Here is a 17,771-nt window from a genome sequence, read left to right on the forward strand (position 1 = left end):
AAACGTCGATTCTATCAAACCCGTGGCGACGCGTCAGTCGCGGAGCAGGGTAAGGCTGTGCAAGGGGCCGTTGAGGTAGTCGTCGAGGCAACGTGGCACCAGCTCGCTGCGCCAGCGGGCCGGGTCGGCCAGCAGCTCGTCACGGGTCAGCCACACGGCGCGGACGATGTCGCTGTCCAGTGCCAGGTCGGCGTGGTGGCGCACCGGGCGGGCGGCGAAGCAGATGCGCTGGTAGGTCACGCCGTTGCTGGGGGCGGTGTACAGGTAGATGCCGACCACGCCGGTGAGCTCGACTTCCCAGGCGGTTTCTTCCAGGGTTTCGCGCAGGGCTGCCTGGGGCAGGGTCTCAAAGGGTTCGAGGTGGCCGGCGGGTTGGTTGAAGACGTGCTGGTTGGCTTTGAATTCTTCGACGAAGAGGAACTTGCCTTCGTGCTCGACGATGGTGGCGACGGTGATGTGGGGTTGCCAGGTCATTTGCGGTGTCCTTTCAGATGGTCGGGACCGCTTTGCGGTCCATCGCCGGCAAGCCAGCTCCCACAGGTACTGTGCAGATCATGAGCCTTGCAGTATCTGCGGGAGCTGGCTTGCCGGCGATGCGCTGCAAAGCAGCCCCAATGTCCAAAAAGCACAAACCCCGGTGCGTGGCCGGGGTTTGTGCTGTTACTTCAAGCGAACCTTACAGGGCAGCAATGGCGCTGTTCAGGGTCTGGCTTGGGCGCATCACCTTGGCGGTCAGCTCGGCATCCGGGGCGTAGTAGCCACCGATGTCGGCTGGCTTGCCCTGAACGGCGTTGAGCTCGGCGACGATGGTCTCCTCGTTCTCGGCCAGGGTTTTTGCCAGCGGGGCGAAGCGTGCCTGCAGGGCAGCGTCGTCAGCCTGGGCGGCCAGGGCCTGGGCCCAGTACAGGGTCAGGTAGAAGTGGCTACCGCGGTTGTCGATACCGCCAACTTTGCGCGAAGGCGACTTGTTGGTGTCGAGGAACTTGCCAGTGGCCTGGTCCAGGGTGTTGGCCAGCACTTTGGCGCGCGGGTTGTCGTAGGTGTTGCCCAGGTGCTCCAGGGAAGCGGCCAGGGCCAGGAATTCACCCAGCGAGTCCCAACGCAGGAAGTTCTCTTCCACCAGCTGCTGCACGTGCTTGGGCGCCGAACCGCCGGCGCCGGTCTCGAACAGGCCACCGCCGTTCATCAGTGGCACGATCGACAGCATCTTGGCGCTGGTGCCCAGCTCCATGATCGGGAACAGGTCGGTCAGGTAGTCGCGCAGCACGTTGCCGGTCACCGAGATGGTGTCCTTGCCTTCGCGGATGCGGGCCAGGGAGAACTTGATGGCATCGACCGGGGGCAGAACACGGATGTCCAGGCCAGTGGTGTCGTGATCCTTCAGGTACTGCTGCACCTTCTCGATCATCACGCCGTCGTGGGCGCGGGCCGGGTCCAGCCAGAACACCGCAGGGGTGTTGCTCAGGCGGGCACGGTTGACGGCCAGCTTGACCCAGTCCTGGATCGGCGCGTCTTTGGTCTGGCACATGCGGAAGATGTCACCGGCTTCGACGTTCTGCTCCAGCACAACGTTGCCCTTGCCATCGACCACGCGCACGACACCGTCGGCCTTGATCTGGAAGGTCTTGTCGTGAGAGCCGTACTCTTCGGCTTTCTGCGCCATCAGGCCAACGTTCGGCACGCTGCCCATGGTGGTCGGGTCGAAGGCGCCGTGCTGCTTGCAGTCTTCGATGGTGGCCTGGTAGATACCGGCGTAGCAACGGTCCGGGATCACGGCCTTGGCGTCTTGCAGTTCACCGGCGGTGTTCCACATCTTGCCCGAGTCACGGATCATGGCCGGCATCGAGGCGTCGACGATGACGTCGCTCGGCACGTGCAGGTTGGTGATGCCTTTGTCGGAGTTGACCATCGCCAGGGCCGGGCGCTGGGCGTACAGGGCCTGGATGTCGGCTTCGATCTCGGCCTGCTTCTCGGCTGGCAGGTCCTTGATGCGGGCGTACAGGTCGCCGATACCGTTGTTGGCGTTGAAGCCTACTTCGGCCAGGGCTGCGGCGTGCTTGGCCAGCACGTCGTTGTAGAACTCTTCGACGATGACGCCGAACATGATCGGGTCGGAAACCTTCATCATGGTGGCTTTCAGGTGCACCGACAGCAGCACGCCGGCGGCCTTGGCATCGGCGATCTGCTCGGCGATGAAGGCTTTCAGGGCCTTGCGGCTCATGGTGGCGCAGTCGATGATTTCGGCGGCCTTGACGGCGGTCTTTTCTTTCAGGACGGTGGTGGTGCCGTCTTTGCCGACCAGCTCGATACGCAGGCTGTCGTCAGCTTCGATCAGTGCGGCCTTCTCGCTGCCGTAGAAGTCGCCCTGGGTCATGTGGGCAACGTGCGACTTGGAGTCGGCGGCCCAGGCGCCCATCTTGTGCGGGTGCTTGCGGGCGTAGTTCTTGACCGACAGCGGCGCGCGGCGGTCGGAGTTGCCTTCGCGCAGCACCGGGTTCACGGCGGAGCCCTTGATGCGGTCGTAGCGGGCACGGGACTCTTTCTCGTCCGCGGTGGCCGGCTCGTCGGCGTAATCAGGGATGTTGAAGCCCTTGCCTTGCAGTTCCTTGATCGCGGCCTTGAGCTGCGGTACCGAGGCGCTGATGTTCGGCAGCTTGATGATGTTGGCTTCAGGGGTGGTAGCCAGCTGGCCCAGTTCCGCCAGGTGATCGCCTACTTGCTTCTCTGCGCCCAGTTGCTCCGGGAAGGCGGCAAGGATACGGCCGGCCAGGGAGATGTCGCGAGTTTCGACGGCGATGTCAGCCGAAGCGGTGAAGGCTTCGACGATCGGCAGCAGCGAGTAGGTGGCGAGGGCGGGGGCTTCGTCGGTGAAGGTATAGATGATCTTGGAACGGGTGGGCATGCGGGTTAACTCTCTGTGTGCTGAGCGTGCTCGAGTCTCGTGGTGCGCAGGGTAGGCGCATCGCCCTGGCAGCGCCATGAGCGGAAAGTCGAGAGGCTGCGAGCGGTGATGGTGGATGCATCAGTCGAGCGTCAATGCTGAGCTGCGGTAACAACCCAGGCTTTTCGGCCATTCATGGCCAAGGGCGGTCCGCATTTTCCTGGGATTCGCCCCGATGACCCTACGGTCGCGGCGGAGTATACCAAACCATTCGGGCTAATCAGCAAGGCCAAGTGATATCGGCCCATTTATAAGACCAAAGACGTAGCTGCAATGTGGCGGGTTGTCGCATGCCTTGCAGGTCGGCAGATGTGGTTTAGGCTCAGTGGATCGCACGATGTCCAATCACACCCGACAGCGGAGTAGTGCAAGCATGGGATACCAGAAAATCAAGGTTCCGACCGACGGCAACAAGATCACCGTCAATGCAGACCATTCGCTCAACGTTCCTGACAACCCCATCATTCCTTATATCGAAGGCGACGGGATTGGCGTCGATGTCTCGCCGGTAATGATCAAAGTGGTGGATGCGGCCGTGCAGAAGGCTTACGGCGGCAAGCGCAAGATCGCCTGGATGGAGGTATATGCTGGCGAAAAAGCCACCCAGGTTTACGACCAGGACACCTGGTTGCCGCAGGAAACCCTCGATGCCGTGCGGGACTACGTGGTGTCGATCAAGGGCCCGTTGACCACCCCGGTGGGGGGTGGCATCCGTTCGCTCAACGTTGCCCTGCGCCAGCAACTGGACCTGTATGTGTGCCTGCGCCCGGTGCTGTGGTTCCAGGGTGTGCCGAGCCCGGTGAAAAAGCCCGGTGATGTCGACATGGTGATCTTTCGCGAGAACTCCGAGGACATTTATGCCGGTATCGAGTGGAAGGCCGGCTCGCCTGAGGCGAACAAGGTGATCAAGTTCCTCAAGGAGGAAATGGGCGTCACCAAGATCCGCTTCGACCAGGACTGCGGCATCGGCGTCAAGCCGGTATCGCGCGAGGGCACCAAGCGCCTGGTGCGCAAGGCCCTGCAGTACGTGGTGGACAACGACCGCGAGTCGCTGACCCTGGTGCACAAGGGCAACATCATGAAGTTCACCGAGGGTGCCTTCAAGGACTGGGGTTACGAAGTGGCCCGTGACGAGTTTGGTGCCGAACTGCTCGATGGCGGCCCGTGGATGAAGTTCAAGAACCCGAAAAGCGGCCGTGAAGTCATCGTCAAGGACGCCATCGCCGACGCCATGCTGCAACAGATCTTGCTGCGCCCGGCCGAGTACGACGTGATCGCCACCCTCAACCTCAACGGTGACTACCTGTCCGATGCGCTGGCGGCGGAAGTGGGGGGTATCGGCATTGCGCCGGGCGCCAACCTGTCCGACACCGTGGCCATGTTCGAGGCTACCCATGGCACCGCGCCCAAGTATGCCGGGCAGGACAAGGTAAACCCGGGCTCGGTGATCCTCTCGGCAGAGATGATGCTCCGGCACATGGGCTGGACCGAGGCGGCCGACCTGATCATCAAGGGCACCAACGGCGCCATTGCGGCCAAGACCGTGACCTACGACTTCGAGCGCCTGATGGACGGCGCCACGCTCGTGAGCAGTTCAGGCTTTGGCGACGAAATGATCAAGCATATGTAAGGCAACATAAAACCGGCCGCTCCTGTAAAGAAGCGGCCGGTTGTTTCGTATACCGGCGCAGCGCAGGCAGTCAGGCTTTGGCAGTTTCGCTCTGCGGCTCGCCCAGGGTTCTGTCGGGCTCTGCCGCGGCCACCGCAGCGTCTTTGATTTCGACGGCGTGCAAACCTTTGGGGCCCTGCACGATGTCGAATACTACGGACTGGCCTGCCTTGAGGGTTTTGTATCCGTCCATCCGGATGGCCGAATAATGGGCGAACAGGTCATCGGATTTACCTTCCTCATTGATGAATCCATAGCCCTTGGCATTGTTGAACCACTTGACTTTACCGCTTGCCATCCCTATGTCCCTCTGCAAAGGACTCCATCACTGGAGTATCATCCACTTCATCCGCATACGAACCTTGCGAAAAATCTGGTTGACTGCGCGGATCTTTATCGACCACGGTGGGTTCTTATTGGTTGTAACACCGTTTTGCCGATAGTCAAGGTCGCCCGGCGCCTGCGCCGGCCGTGGCCTATGCCGTCAACCCACAACCTTAACCTGACGCTCATGATGAAATTCTTTCCATGCATGCACCTAGTGAGATTCGACTAACATTCAATCAGGATCGCCCGCAAACGAATGAGGACGACGGCTCGGGTCTTGCAGTCCAGGAAGCCAAGCCGATCCTGCAGGCGCCACCGATGTACAAGGTGGTTTTGTTCAACGATGACTACACGCCAATGGATTTCGTCGTCGAAGTGCTCGAGACGTTCTTCAGTCTGAACCGCGAGCTGGCGACCAAGATCATGCTGACCGTCCATACAGAAGGGCGGGCAGTGTGCGGATTGTTTACCCGTGACATCGCCGAAACAAAGGCTATGCAGGTCAACCAATACGCCAGGGAAAGCCAGCATCCGCTACTCTGTGAAATCGAGAAGGACGGTTAATCGCCGACCACTTGGGTATGAGGTGAAGCTATGTTAAACCGCGAGCTCGAAGTCACCCTCAATCTGGCCTTCAAGGAGGCCCGTTCGAAACGTCATGAGTTCATGACCGTCGAACATCTGCTGCTGGCACTCCTTGACAATGAGGCTGCCGCGACCGTTCTGCGCGCCTGTGGCGCCAATCTCGACAAGCTCAAGCACGACCTGCAAGAGTTCATCGATTCCACCACGCCGTTGATTCCTGTCAACGATGAAGACCGTGAAACCCAGCCGACCCTGGGCTTCCAGCGCGTACTGCAGCGTGCCGTGTTCCACGTGCAAAGCTCTGGCAAGCGCGAAGTGACCGGCGCCAACGTGCTGGTGGCGATCTTCAGCGAACAGGAAAGCCAGGCCGTGTTCCTGCTCAAGCAGCAGAGCGTGGCCCGCATCGACGTGGTCAACTACATCGCCCATGGCATCTCCAAGGTGCCGGGGCATGGCTCGCAGTCTGACAGCGACCAGGAAATGCAGGACGATGAGGGCGGTGAAGCCTCCTCTTCGAGCAACCCGCTGGACGCCTATGCCAGCAACTTGAACGAACTGGCCCGTGCCGGCCGTATCGACCCGTTGGTAGGCCGCGAGCAGGAAGTTGAGCGGGTGGCGCAAATCCTTGCCCGTCGGCGCAAGAACAACCCGCTGCTGGTGGGTGAGGCTGGCGTGGGCAAGACGGCCATCGCCGAAGGCCTGGCCAAGCGCATTGTCGATGGCCAGGTGCCCGACCTGCTGGCGCAGAGTGTCGTGTACTCCCTCGACCTTGGCGCACTGCTGGCCGGTACCAAGTACCGCGGCGACTTCGAGAAGCGCTTCAAGGCGCTGCTCGGTGAGCTGCGCAAACGCCCGCAGGCGATCCTGTTCATCGACGAAATCCACACCATCATCGGTGCCGGTGCGGCGTCAGGCGGGGTGATGGATGCCTCCAACCTGCTCAAGCCGTTGCTGTCGTCGGGTGAGATCCGTTGCATTGGCTCGACCACCTTCCAGGAGTTCCGGGGCATCTTCGAGAAGGATCGTGCCCTGGCACGGCGTTTCCAGAAGGTGGATGTCAGCGAGCCGTCGGTCGAAGACACCGTGGGTATTCTGCGCGGCCTGAAGGGGCGCTTCGAAAGCCACCACAATATCGAATACAGCGACGAAGCCCTGCGCGCCGCCGCCGAACTGGCCTCGCGTTACATCAATGACCGGCACATGCCGGACAAGGCCATCGACGTGATCGACGAAGCCGGTGCCTACCAGCGCCTGCAACCGGAGGCCAACCGCGTCAAGCGCATCGACGTGCCGCAGGTCGAGGATATCGTCGCCAAGATCGCGCGAATTCCGCCGAAACATGTCAGCAGTTCCGACAAGGAGTTGCTGCGTAACCTCGAGCGTGACCTGAAACTGACCGTGTTCGGTCAGGACCAGGCCATCGATTCGCTGTCTACCGCCATCAAGCTGTCCCGCGCTGGCCTCAAGTCGCCAGACAAGCCTGTCGGTTCGTTCCTGTTCGCTGGCCCTACCGGCGTCGGCAAGACGGAAGCGGCGCGGCAGCTGGCCAAGGCGCTGGGCGTGGAGCTGGTGCGTTTCGACATGTCCGAGTACATGGAGCGCCACACCGTGTCGCGCCTGATCGGTGCGCCTCCTGGTTACGTTGGCTTTGACCAGGGTGGTTTGCTGACCGAGGCGATTACCAAGCAACCGCATTGCGTATTGCTGCTCGATGAAATCGAGAAGGCCCACCCGGAAGTCTTCAACTTGCTGCTGCAGGTGATGGACCACGGGACCCTGACCGACAACAACGGGCGCAAGGCCGACTTCCGTAACGTGATCCTGATCATGACCACCAACGCTGGCGCGGAAACCGCGGCACGGGCCTCGATCGGCTTCACCCATCAGGACCATGCGTCCGATGCCATGGAAGTCATCCGCAAGAGCTTCACGCCAGAGTTCCGCAACCGCCTGGACACCATCATCCAGTTCGGCCGCCTGAGCCACGAAACGATCAAAAGCATCGTCGACAAGTTCCTTATCGAACTGCAGGCGCAGCTGGAGGACAAGCGTGTGCTGCTGGAAGTCAGCGATGAGGCACGCGGCTGGCTGGCGGCGTCGGGCTACGACGTGCAGATGGGTGCGCGGCCGATGGCGCGGTTGATCCAGGACAAGATCAAACGGCCGCTGGCCGAGGAGATCCTGTTTGGTGAACTGGCCGAGCATGGCGGTGTGGTGCACATCGACCTGCGCGATGACGAACTGGTGTTCGACTTCGAGACCACGGCTGAGGTTGCCTGATAGCGGGGCCCCTGTGGGAGCGGGCGTGCCCGCGAACACCGGCGAAGCCGGTGCCATGCACCGCGGAGTCTGCTTCGCGGGCACGCCCGCTCCCACAGAAGGCGACGCAATACTGCAATCATGAAGGCACAAAAAAGCCCGGCACATGGCCGGGCTTTTTCATGGCTGGAGCTTAGCGCGCACGGTAAGTGATGCGGCCCTTGCTCAGGTCGTACGGCGTCAGCTCGACGCGGACCTTGTCGCCAGTGAGAATACGGATGTAGTTTTTGCGCATCTTTCCGGAGATGTGCGCGGTTACGACGTGCCCGTTTTCCAACTCCACGCGGAACATGGTGTTGGGCAGGGTGTCGACGACAGTACCTTCCATTTCGAAGCTGTCTTCTTTCGACATGCAGTTGAGCCCTCGGATCCAGTGTTAGCCCGACGCATATCCGCACCGGGCAAAAAAGTGGCGCCGATTATGCCGGAAATCTGCGTGTCAAGCCAATGCTTTCAGTTGAGGGTGACCCAGCGCTGGTTTATCAGCAACTCGATGGGCCGATACTGCGTCTTGTAGTTCATTTTCTTGCAGTTCTTGATCCAGTAGCCCAGGTAAACCGCTTCCAGGTCCTGGCGCACGGCCTCGGTGATCTGCCAGAGGATGGCGAAGCGGCCAAGGCTGCGTCGCTCCTCGTCCGGCTCGTAGAAGGTGTACACCGCCGACAGGCCATTGGGCAGCAGGTCGCACACTGCCACCGCCAGCAAACGGCCTTCCAGGCGGAACTCGTAGAACCAGCAGAACGGCAGGTCGCGCACCAGAAAGGTAGAAAACTGGTCGCGGCTGGGCGGGTACATGTCACCGTCGGCGTGGCGCGTTTCGATATAGCGCCGGTACAACTCGAAGTATTCTTCCTTGAACGTCGGGCGCGCAGCGCTCACGGTCAGGTCGGTGTTGCGCTTGAGAATGCGCCGTTGCTGGCGGTTGGGAATGAAGCGCGCCGCCGGGATGCGCGCCGGCACACAGGCGTTGCAGTTCTGGCAGTGGGGGCGGTACAGGTGGTCGCCACTGCGCCGAAAGCCCATTTCCGACAGATCGGCGTACACGTTCACGTCCATCGGCTGGCTGGGGTCGAGGAACAGCGTGGTCGCCTGCTCGTCAGGCAGGTAGCTGCAGGAGTGGGGCTGAGTGGCATAAAACTTCAACCGCGCCAACTCTGTCATGATCAACCCCTTCGGTGAGACTTTGTTTTAAGTGTAAGCCAGCTATGGCAACTCGCCTAGGCAACCCACGTTGCGCTGTTGGGTTGGTCGAGGTGGCGTGCCAGGTAGCCGGCGAACTCGGCGCGGCTGATGGCGTGGGCGCCCAGGCTGTGCAGGTGGTTGGTGGGCATCTGGCAGTCGATCAGCACGAAACCGGCTTCGCGCAGGTGGTTGACCAAGGTCACGAAGCCAACCTTGGAGGCGTTGTCGGCCCGGCTGAACATTGATTCGCCGAAAAACAGCTGGCCCATGGCCAGGCCGTACAGGCCGCCAACCAGCTCGCCGTCCTGGCGTACCTCCACCGAATGCGCGATGCCACGGCGGTGCAGTTCGCAGTAGGCGTTGCGCATGGTGTCGGTGATCCAGGTGCCGTCGGCGTAGTCGCGTGGTGCGGCGCAGGCAGCGATGACGGCGGCAAAGTCGGTGTCGAAGCTGACCTGGTAGCGACCCTGGCGCATCAGCTTGGCCAGCGACCGTGAAACGTGAAGTTGGCCGGGCAGCAGCACCGTGCGCGGGTCGGGTGACCACCACAGGATCGGCTGGCCGTCCTGGTACCACGGGAAGCAGCCATGGCGGTAGGCCTGCACCAGGCGCTCGGGGCTCAGGTCGCCGCCAGCGGCAAGCAGCCCGTTGGGGTCGTGCAGGGCCTTTTCCAGGGGCGGGAAGGTCAGCGAGTCGCGGGTCAGCCAGGTGAGCATGGTCTATCGTGCGGTGGGGGAGGGGAGAGGGCAGCATGGCGCGGGTGAAAAGCAGGGTCAATCTCTTTGGCTGCTTCGCGGGCACGCCCGCTGCCACAGAAACCCCACGGTCTTCAGGCTTGCGCAGGCCTGTGGGAGCGGGCGAGCCCGCGAAGAGGCCGGCACAGGCCAGGAAATCAGGCAATTTCCTGCACATTCATGAAACCGCAGGCACCATCCGCTACATTTGCTGTCACACCTGTGCAAAAACACAGCATAAGCCTTTGTCACAAAAGAAAATGCATGCTCAAATTGCAGCCATGTGAAAGTCGCCCCCGGCAAACCCCCATGCGGCGTGCCGCCATGGCGGCTGGCGGGCAGTAATGTTAAAAGTAGTGGTTCATTGGCCGCATAGCCGGCCGATCACTATTGGACGCGCACCACGCGCAGGAATAGACGCGTTTTGAAGAAATCCACCGCAACCCCAGCTCCTCTGCCTGTGCCCCTGTGGCGGCAGCAGCTGCATTACCGCCTCAAGGAAGGTGCGTTGATCGCGATCGGCGCCCTGTGCCTGTACCTGTGGATGGCGCTGCTGACCTACGACACCTCCGACCCGGGCTTCAGCCACACCAGCAACGTCGACCAGGTGCAGAACGCCGCCGGGCGGGCCGGTGCCTACTTCGCCGACATCCTGTTCATGGTGCTGGGTTACTTCGCCTACATCTTCCCGCTGTTGCTGGCGGTCAAGACCTGGCAGATCTTCCGTGAGCGCCATCAGCCTTGGGACTGGAGCGGCTGGCTGTTCTCCTGGCGATTGATCGGCCTGGTGTTCCTGGTGCTGTCCGGTGCAGCGCTGGCGCATATCCACTTCCATCCGCCGGCGAGCATGCCGTTTTCCGCGGGTGGCGCGCTGGGCGAGAGCCTTGGCGAGCTGGCGCGCAACCTGCTGAACGTGCAGGGCAGTACGCTGATGTTCATTGCCCTGTTCCTGTTCGGCCTGACCGTGTTCACCGATTTGTCGTGGTTCAAGGTGATGGACCTGACCGGCAAGATCACCCTCGACCTGTTCGAGTTGGTGCAGGGCGCCGCCAACCGCTGGTGGGAGGCGCGCAATGAGCGCAAACGCCTGGAGGCGCAGCTGCGTGAGGACGAGCCAGTCTTCAAGGCACCGCCGACGGCCGCCGACAAGCGCGAGCCTGCCAAGCCGGCGTTGCGCGAGCGTATCTTCAAGCGTGAAGAAGCGCCCGCCCAGCCTGTTGTGCAGCGCGAACCGACCCTTGCTCGTGAGCCCGTGGTGCCGCGCGAGCCGGTAGTGGCGCGTGAAGCCCTGGTGCCCCGCGAGCAGCCTGCGGGCCCGACCATCGTGCCACCGGCAGCGGCCAAGGCGCCTGAGCCGAGCAAGCGCGTGATGAAAGAGAAGCAGGCGCCGCTCTTCGTCGACAGCGCCATCGAAGGCACCCTGCCGTCGATCTCCATTCTCGACCCGGCAGAGCAGAAAAAGATCGAGTACTCGCCAGAATCCCTGGCCAGTGTCGGCCAGTTGCTGGAAATCAAGCTCAAGGAATTCGGCGTGGAAGTGGCGGTGGACTCGATCCACCCCGGCCCGGTGATTACCCGCTATGAAATTCAGCCGGCCGCTGGGGTGAAAGTCAGCCGCATCGCCAACCTGGCCAAGGACCTGGCGCGTTCGCTGGCTGTGACCAGCGTGCGGGTGGTGGAGGTCATTCCTGGCAAGACCACCGTGGGTATCGAGATCCCCAACGAAAACCGGCAGATGGTGCGCTTCTCCGAAGTGCTGGCCACGCCCCAGTTCGACGAGCAGAAATCGCCGGTCACCCTGGCCCTGGGCCACGACATCGGCGGCAAGCCGGTCATCACCGACCTGGCCAAGATGCCGCACCTGCTGGTGGCTGGTACCACCGGCTCCGGTAAATCGGTGGGTGTGAACGCGATGATCCTGTCGATCCTGTTCAAATCCGGCCCGGAAGACGCCCGGTTGATCATGATCGACCCGAAAATGCTCGAACTGTCGATCTACGAAGGCATCCCGCATTTGCTGTGCCCGGTGGTCACCGACATGAAGGACGCCGCCAACGCCCTGCGCTGGAGCGTGGCCGAGATGGAGCGGCGCTACAAGCTCATGGCGGCCATGGGCGTGCGTAACCTGGGCGGCTTCAACCGCAAGATCAAGGATGCCGAGGAAGCCGGCGAGGTCATCCATGACCCGCTGTTCCGCCGCGAGAGCATGGACGACGTGCCGCCTGCGCTGAAAACCCTGCCGACCATCGTGGTGGTGGTCGACGAATTCGCCGACATGATGATGATCGTCGGCAAGAAGGTCGAAGAGCTGATTGCCCGTATCGCCCAGAAAGCGCGGGCGGCCGGTATCCACCTGATTCTTGCCACCCAGCGCCCGTCGGTGGACGTGATCACCGGCCTGATCAAGGCCAACATCCCGACCCGCATGGCGTTCCAGGTGTCGAGCAAGATCGACTCGCGCACCATCATCGACCAAGGTGGCGCCGAGCAGCTGCTGGGCCACGGTGACATGCTGTACATGCCGCCGGGTACCAGCCTGCCGATCCGCGTGCACGGTGCGTTCGTCTCCGACGACGAAGTGCACCGCGTAGTGGAAGCGTGGAAGCTGCGCGGCGCGCCGGACTACAACGACGACATCCTCAACGGCGTGGAAGAGGCCGGCAGCGGCTTTGAAGGCGGCGGCGGTGGTGGCGATGGCGATGATTCGGAAAGCGACGCCCTGTATGATGAGGCCGTGCAATTCGTGCTGGAAAGCCGCCGTGCGTCGATCTCGGCCGTGCAACGCAAGCTGAAGATTGGTTACAACCGCGCCGCCCGCATGATCGAAGCCATGGAAATGGCTGGCGTGGTCACCCCGATGAACAGCAACGGCTCGCGGGAAGTGATTGCCCCGGGCGGCCCGCGCGACTGATGAACACCTTGCCGGGCGCCAACGATGGCGCCCGGCCTTTTCAATGCTCAATGAGGATTACCATGCGCGCGATTCGCATGCTGTTGGTTTCTGCCCTTGCTCTGGGCAGCGTTTCGGCTTTTGCCGGTGAGCAAGATGTACAACGCCTGACCCAGCTGCTGGAGAAGTCGCAGACCATCGAGGCCAACTTTTCCCAGCTGACCTTGGGGGCCGACGGCACCAGCCTGCAGGAGACTGCTGGCCAGATGATCGTCAAGCGCCCGGGCCTGTTCTACTGGCACACCAATGCGCCACAGGAGCAGGTGGTGGTGTCTGATGGCAAGATGGTTACCCTGTGGGACCCGGACCTGGAACAGGCTACCGTCAAGAAGCTCGACGTGCGCCTGAACCAGACCCCGGCACTGCTACTGTCCGGCGACGTGTCGAAAATCAGCCAGAGTTTCGACATCGCCTCGAAAGAGCAGGGCGAAGTCATGGACTTCACCCTCAAGCCGAAGACCAAGGACACCCTGTTCGACTCGCTGCGCGTGTCGTTCCGCAAGGGCCTGATCAATGACATGCAACTGGTCGACAGCGTCGGCCAGCGTACCAACATCCTGTTCAATGGCGTCAAGGCCAACCAGGCGGTGCCGGACAGCAAGTTCAAGTTCGACATCCCCAAAGGTGCTGACGTGATCAAGGAGTAACCGGAGCTCGTCATGGACCTGTTTCGAAGCGAGCCTGTCGCCCAGCCCCTGGCCGCCCGCCTGCGCCCGTCCAGCCTGGACGAATACGTCGGCCAGGAGCACCTGCTGGCACGCGGCAAACCGCTGCGTGAGGCGCTGGAGCAGGGTGCGCTGCACTCGATGATCTTCTGGGGGCCGCCTGGGGTGGGCAAGACCACCCTGGCGCGGCTGCTGGCGCAGTTCTGCGATGCGCACTTCGAGACGGTGTCGGCGGTACTGGCCGGTGTCAAAGAGATTCGCCAGGCGGTCGAGGTGGCCAAGCAGCAGGCCGGCCAGTATGGCCGGCGCACCATCCTGTTCGTCGACGAAGTGCACCGCTTCAACAAGTCGCAGCAGGATGCCTTTTTGCCCTATGTGGAAGACGGCACCCTGCTGTTCATCGGCGCCACCACCGAGAACCCGTCGTTCGAGCTGAACAACGCGCTGCTGTCGCGGGCGCGGGTGTATGTGCTCAAGAGCCTGGACGAGGCGGCCTTGCGCAAGCTGGTCAACCGTGCGCTGACCGAAGAGCGTGGCCTGGGCAAGCGCAACCTGCGGGTGGGCGACGACGCCTTCAAGATGCTGATGGCCGCCGCCGACGGTGATGGCCGGCGCATGCTCAACTTCCTTGAGAACGCCTCGGACCTGGCGGAAGACGGCAGCGAAATCGACGTCGAGATGCTGCAGAGCCTGCTGGGTGACAGCCGTCGCCGCTTCGACAAGGGCGGCGAGGCGTTCTACGACCAGATTTCCGCGCTGCACAAGTCGGTGCGCGGCTCCAACCCCGATGGCGCCCTGTACTGGTTTGCCCGCATGCTCGACGGCGGTTGCGACCCGCTGTACATCGCCCGCCGCGTGGTGCGCATGGCCAGCGAGGACATCGGCAACGCCGACCCGCGCGCGCTCAGCCTGTGCCTGGCCGCCTGGGACGTGCAGGAGCGCCTGGGCAGCCCCGAGGGCGAGCTGGCGGTGGCGCAGGCCATCACCTACCTGGCCTGTGCGCCGAAGAGCAACGCGGTGTACATGGGCTTCAAGACCGCCCTGCGCGAAGCGGCCGAGCATGGCTCGCTGGAAGTGCCGTTGCACCTGCGCAACGCCCCGACCAAGCTGATGAAACAACTGGGCTATGGCGACGAGTACCGTTATGCCCACGATGAACCCGATGCCTACGCCGCCGGTGAAGATTACTTCCCCGATGAGCTGGAGCCACGCCAGTACTACCAACCGGTGCCCCGTGGCCTGGAACTGAAGATTGGCGAGAAGCTGCGCCACCTGGCCGACCTCGATCGCAACAGCCCCCGCCAGCGGAGAAAGCCGTGATTGCACTCATTGCCGCCGTCAGCGCGGGCGGTATCGTCGGCACCTTGTTGCGCTTTGCTACCGCCAACTGGGTAGCGGCCCACTGGCCACGGCACTTCTATGCCGGTACGCTGGCGGTCAACCTGGTTGGCTGCCTGCTGATCGGCCTGCTCTATGGCTTGTTCTTGCACAAGCCGCTGGCGCCGGTCGAGCTGCGCGCTGGCTTGATTGTCGGCTTCCTCGGAGGCCTTACAACCTTTTCCTCTTTCTCGCTCGATACCGTGCGCCTTATGGAAAGCGGGCAAGTGCCCCTTGCCTTGGGCTATACCAGTATCAGCGTGGTGGGCGGGCTGCTCGCGACCTGGGCCGGCCTGTCTTTGACCCGATTCTGAACCAACACCTACCTATAACGAGAGAACGATATGCTCGATTCCAAACTGTTACGCGGCCAACTTCAGGAAGTGGCGCAACGCCTGGCCTCCCGTGGCTATATCCTGGATGTCGCGCGCATCGAATCACTGGAAGAGCGCCGCAAGGCGGTGCAGACCCGCACCGAGCAGCTGCAGGCTGAGCGTAACGCTCGTTCCAAGTCTATCGGCCAGGCCAAGGCCAAGGGCGAAGACATCGCGCCACTGATGGCCGACGTCGAGCGCATGGCCAACGAACTGGCGGCCGGCAAGACTGAGCTGGACGGCATTCAGGCCGAACTGGACGGTATCCTGCTGACCATCCCCAACCTGCCGGACGCCAGCGTACCGGTCGGTGCCAGCGAAGACGACAACGTCGAAGTGCGCCGTTGGGGTACGCCGACCGCCTTTGACTTCGCAATCAAGGACCACGTCGCCCTCGGTGAAGTCAGCGGTGGCCTGGACTTCGAGGCCGCAGCCAAGCTGTCTGGCGCCCGCTTTGCCGTGCTGCGTGGCCCGATTGCCCGCCTGCACCGCGCCCTGGCGCAGTTCATGATCAACCTGCACACCGGCGAGCACGGCTACGAGGAGCACTACACCCCGTACCTGGTGCAAGCGCCTGCCTTGCAGGGCACTGGCCAGCTGCCGAAGTTCGAGGAAGACCTGTTCAAGATCACCCGCGAAGGTGAAGCTGACTTCTACCTGATTCCGACTGCCGAAGTGTCGCTGACCAACCTGGTAGCGGGTGAAATCCTCGACGCCAAGCAGCTGCCGCTGAAACTGGTTGCCCACACCCCTTGCTTCCGCAGTGAAGCCGGTGCTTCTGGCCGTGACACCCGCGGCATGATCCGCCAGCACCAGTTTGACAAGGTCGAGATGGTGCAGGTGGTGGAGCCGGCCAAGTCGATGGAAGCCCTGGAAGGCTTGACCGCCAACGCCGAGCGCGTGCTGCAGCTGCTGGAGCTGCCGTACCGCGTGCTGGCCCTGTGCACCGGCGACATGGGCTTTGGCGCCGTTAAAACCTACGACCTGGAAGTGTGGGTACCGAGCCAGGACAAGTACCGCGAAATCAGCTCGTGCTCCAACTGTGGCGACTTCCAGGCACGCCGCATGCAGGCCCGCTGGCGCAACCCGGAAACCGGCAAGCCAGAGCTGGTGCACACCCTCAACGGCTCCGGCCTGGCCGTAGGCCGTACCTTGGTTGCCGTGCTGGAAAACTACCAGCAGGCTGACGGCTCGATCCGTGTGCCAGACGTGCTGAAGCCGTACATGGGCGGCGTCGAGGTCATCCGCTAAATGGATTACCTGCCGCTGTTCCACAAGCTGCAGGGCGGCCGCGTGCTGGTCGTCGGTGGCGGTGAGATCGCCTTGCGCAAGGCGCGCCTGCTGGCGGATGCCGGTAGCGAGCTGCGCGTGGTGGCGCCGGATGTCGACGGCGAGTTGGCTGCGTTGGCCCGGGAAGGTGGCGGTGAGGTGCTGGTGCGTGGCTATCAGGCAGCCGACCTGGTCGGTTGCCGGCTGGTGATCGCGGCTACCGACGACCCTGGGCTGAATGCCCAGGTGTCGGCGGATGCCCAGGCACTCAGCCTGCCAGTCAACGTGGTGGATGCCCCGGCCCTGTGCACGGTGATCTTCCCGGCGATTGTCGACCGTTCACCGCTGGTGATTGCGGTATCCAGTGGCGGTGACGCCCCGGTGTTGGCGCGTTTGATCCGCGCCAAGCTGGAGGCCTGGATTCCGTCGGCCTATGGTGAGCTGGCCGGGCTGGCTGCGCGTTTCCGGCACAAGGTCAAAACCTTGTACCCGGACGTCAACCAGCGTCGCGGCTTCTGGGAAACCGTGTTCCAGGGGCCGATTGCCGAGCGCCAGCTGGCCGGGCAGGGCGCTGAGGCCGAACGCCTGTTACAGGCGATGGTCGATGGCGCGCCGGTGCAGCAGGGTGGTGAGGTGTACCTGGTAGGTGCGGGCCCGGGCGATCCGGACTTGCTCACCTTCCGTGCCTTGCGCCTGATGCAGCAGGCCGACGTGGTGCTGTACGACCGCCTGGTGGCACCTGCAATCATCGAGATGTGCCGCCGTGATGCCGAGCGCATCTACGTGGGCAAGCGCCGCGCCGATCATTCCGTGCCGCAGGACCAGATCAACCGCCTGCTGGTCGATCTGGCCAAGCAGGGCAAGCGTGTACTGCGACTGAAGGGTGGCGACCCGTTCATCTTCGGCCGGGGTGGCGAAGAGATCGAAGAGCTGGCCGAGCATGGCATCCCTTTCCAGGTAGTGCCGGGCATTACGGCGGCCAGTGGCTGCTCCGCTTATGGCGGCATACCGCTGACTCACCGCGACTACGCCCAGTCGGTGCGCTTCGTCACCGGGCACCTGAAGGATGGCACCAGCAACCTGCCGTGGAATGACCTGGTGGCGCCGGCGCAGACCTTGGTGTTCTACATGGGGTTGGTCGGTTTGCCGACCATCTGTGCCGAGCTGATTCGCCATGGGCGGGCGGCAAGTACCCCGGCGGCGTTGGTGCAGCAGGGGACTACGCGTAACCAGCGGGTGTTTACCGGTACTTTGGCGGACTTGCCAGAGCTGGTGGCCCGGCATGAAGTGCATGCGCCGACCCTGGTGATTGTGGGGGAAGTGGTGCAGTTGCGTGACAAGCTGGCCTGGTTCGAAGGTTCGCAGAACAGCTGAAATTG

General features: G+C 62.7%; 15 protein-coding genes. 9 read left to right on the forward strand and 6 right to left on the reverse strand.

Translation table 11 applies throughout. The features are described from left to right. Positions 1 to 33: 33 nt before the first annotated feature. Positions 34 to 474, reverse strand: coding sequence for an NUDIX hydrolase (locus PP4_RS08850; protein ID WP_016498850.1), 441 nt, complete (start codon positions 472 to 474; stop codon positions 34 to 36). A 202-nt stretch (positions 475 to 676) separates the two neighbouring features. Continuing rightward, entirely contained in the window at positions 677 to 2,902 is a 2,226-nt protein-coding gene (locus tag PP4_RS08855; protein ID WP_016498851.1) for an NADP-dependent isocitrate dehydrogenase, read from the reverse strand. Positions 2,903 to 3,314: 412 nt separating this feature from the next. Here PP4_RS08855 and icd point away from each other — a divergent pair, with 412 nt between their 5' ends. Further along, positions 3,315 to 4,571 (forward strand): NADP-dependent isocitrate dehydrogenase, encoded by a 1,257-nt coding sequence (icd, locus tag PP4_RS08860; RefSeq protein WP_016498852.1) that lies wholly within the window; start codon positions 3,315 to 3,317, stop codon positions 4,569 to 4,571. Positions 4,572 to 4,641: 70 nt separating this feature from the next. Here the strand turns inward: icd and cspD are convergent, their stop codons facing one another. Continuing rightward, positions 4,642 to 4,908: a cold shock domain-containing protein CspD gene (gene cspD, locus PP4_RS08865; protein WP_016498853.1), complete on the reverse strand. Its 267-nt coding sequence runs from the start codon at positions 4,906 to 4,908 to the stop codon at positions 4,642 to 4,644. Positions 4,909 to 5,138: 230 nt separating this feature from the next. On the opposite strand from cspD, the gene clpS reads away from it, so the two are divergent. Together clpS and clpA are read left to right on the forward strand one after the other, a co-directional pair. Next, positions 5,139 to 5,501: an ATP-dependent Clp protease adapter ClpS gene (clpS, locus tag PP4_RS08870; protein ID WP_016488124.1), complete on the forward strand. Its 363-nt coding sequence runs from the start codon at positions 5,139 to 5,141 to the stop codon at positions 5,499 to 5,501. A gap of 30 nt (positions 5,502 to 5,531) precedes the next feature. After that, complete coding sequence (gene clpA / locus PP4_RS08875) at positions 5,532 to 7,802, forward strand: ATP-dependent Clp protease ATP-binding subunit ClpA (protein WP_016498854.1); 2,271 nt, start codon at positions 5,532 to 5,534, stop codon at positions 7,800 to 7,802. 172 nt (positions 7,803 to 7,974) lie between these two features. Here the strand turns inward: clpA and infA are convergent, their stop codons facing one another. The 3 genes from infA to aat form a co-directional block, all read right to left on the reverse strand. Beyond that, entirely contained in the window at positions 7,975 to 8,193 is a 219-nt protein-coding gene (infA, locus tag PP4_RS08880; RefSeq protein ID WP_002553999.1) for a translation initiation factor IF-1, read from the reverse strand. Positions 8,194 to 8,294: 101 nt separating this feature from the next. After that, a complete protein-coding gene (locus tag PP4_RS08885; RefSeq protein ID WP_016498855.1) occupies positions 8,295 to 9,002 on the reverse strand; it encodes an arginyltransferase in 708 nt (235 codons plus the stop codon). A gap of 56 nt (positions 9,003 to 9,058) precedes the next feature. Continuing rightward, positions 9,059 to 9,739, reverse strand: coding sequence for a leucyl/phenylalanyl-tRNA--protein transferase (gene aat, locus PP4_RS08890; protein ID WP_016498856.1), 681 nt, complete (start codon positions 9,737 to 9,739; stop codon positions 9,059 to 9,061). Positions 9,740 to 10,181: 442 nt separating this feature from the next. Between aat and PP4_RS08895 the strand changes: the two genes are divergently transcribed. The 6 genes from PP4_RS08895 to cysG all read left to right on the forward strand — a co-directional run bounded on the left by PP4_RS08895 (position 10,182) and on the right by cysG (position 17,766). Then, positions 10,182 to 12,668, forward strand: a complete 2,487-nt coding sequence (locus PP4_RS08895; RefSeq protein ID WP_162471773.1) for a DNA translocase FtsK — start codon at positions 10,182 to 10,184, stop codon at positions 12,666 to 12,668. A 62-nt stretch (positions 12,669 to 12,730) separates the two neighbouring features. Next, a complete protein-coding gene (gene lolA / locus PP4_RS08900; RefSeq protein ID WP_041167665.1) occupies positions 12,731 to 13,354 on the forward strand; it encodes an outer membrane lipoprotein chaperone LolA in 624 nt (207 codons plus the stop codon). Positions 13,355 to 13,366: 12 nt separating this feature from the next. Then, positions 13,367 to 14,692, forward strand: a complete 1,326-nt coding sequence (locus tag PP4_RS08905; RefSeq protein ID WP_016498859.1) for a replication-associated recombination protein A — start codon at positions 13,367 to 13,369, stop codon at positions 14,690 to 14,692. Continuing rightward, positions 14,689 to 15,063, forward strand: coding sequence for a fluoride efflux transporter CrcB (gene crcB, locus PP4_RS08910; RefSeq protein ID WP_016498860.1), 375 nt, complete (start codon positions 14,689 to 14,691; stop codon positions 15,061 to 15,063). The genes PP4_RS08905 and crcB overlap by 4 nt, the downstream gene beginning before the upstream one ends. Before the next feature lie 30 nt (positions 15,064 to 15,093). Continuing rightward, positions 15,094 to 16,374, forward strand: coding sequence for a serine--tRNA ligase (gene serS / locus PP4_RS08915; RefSeq protein ID WP_016498861.1), 1,281 nt, complete (start codon positions 15,094 to 15,096; stop codon positions 16,372 to 16,374). Continuing rightward, positions 16,375 to 17,766: a siroheme synthase CysG gene (gene cysG, locus PP4_RS08920; RefSeq protein WP_016498862.1), complete on the forward strand. Its 1,392-nt coding sequence runs from the start codon at positions 16,375 to 16,377 to the stop codon at positions 17,764 to 17,766. Positions 17,767 to 17,771: the final 5 nt, after the last annotated feature.

The organism is Pseudomonas putida NBRC 14164, from assembly GCF_000412675.1.
Classification (GTDB): Bacteria; Pseudomonadota; Gammaproteobacteria; order Pseudomonadales; family Pseudomonadaceae; genus Aquipseudomonas; species Aquipseudomonas putida.

What these genes read in the sequence shown, in the direction of transcription:
- cysG (WP_016498862.1), top strand. Translation starts at nt 16,375, where the DNA reads ATGGATTACCTGCCGCTGTTCCACAAGCTGCAGGGCGGCCGCGTGCTG.
- PP4_RS08850 (WP_016498850.1), bottom strand. Translation starts at nt 474, where the DNA reads ATGACCTGGCAACCCCACATCACCGTCGCCACCATCGTCGAGCACGAA.
- PP4_RS08885 (WP_016498855.1), bottom strand. Translation starts at nt 9,002, where the DNA reads ATGACAGAGTTGGCGCGGTTGAAGTTTTATGCCACTCAGCCCCACTCC.
- lolA (WP_041167665.1), top strand. Translation starts at nt 12,731, where the DNA reads ATGCGCGCGATTCGCATGCTGTTGGTTTCTGCCCTTGCTCTGGGCAGC.
- serS (WP_016498861.1), top strand. Translation starts at nt 15,094, where the DNA reads ATGCTCGATTCCAAACTGTTACGCGGCCAACTTCAGGAAGTGGCGCAA.
- PP4_RS08905 (WP_016498859.1), top strand. Translation starts at nt 13,367, where the DNA reads ATGGACCTGTTTCGAAGCGAGCCTGTCGCCCAGCCCCTGGCCGCCCGC.
- cspD (WP_016498853.1), bottom strand. Translation starts at nt 4,908, where the DNA reads ATGGCAAGCGGTAAAGTCAAGTGGTTCAACAATGCCAAGGGCTATGGA.
- clpS (WP_016488124.1), top strand. Translation starts at nt 5,139, where the DNA reads ATGCATGCACCTAGTGAGATTCGACTAACATTCAATCAGGATCGCCCG.
- PP4_RS08855 (WP_016498851.1), bottom strand. Translation starts at nt 2,902, where the DNA reads ATGCCCACCCGTTCCAAGATCATCTATACCTTCACCGACGAAGCCCCC.
- clpA (WP_016498854.1), top strand. Translation starts at nt 5,532, where the DNA reads ATGTTAAACCGCGAGCTCGAAGTCACCCTCAATCTGGCCTTCAAGGAG.
- infA (WP_002553999.1), bottom strand. Translation starts at nt 8,193, where the DNA reads ATGTCGAAAGAAGACAGCTTCGAAATGGAAGGTACTGTCGTCGACACC.
- aat (WP_016498856.1), bottom strand. Translation starts at nt 9,739, where the DNA reads ATGCTCACCTGGCTGACCCGCGACTCGCTGACCTTCCCGCCCCTGGAA.
- icd (WP_016498852.1), top strand. Translation starts at nt 3,315, where the DNA reads ATGGGATACCAGAAAATCAAGGTTCCGACCGACGGCAACAAGATCACC.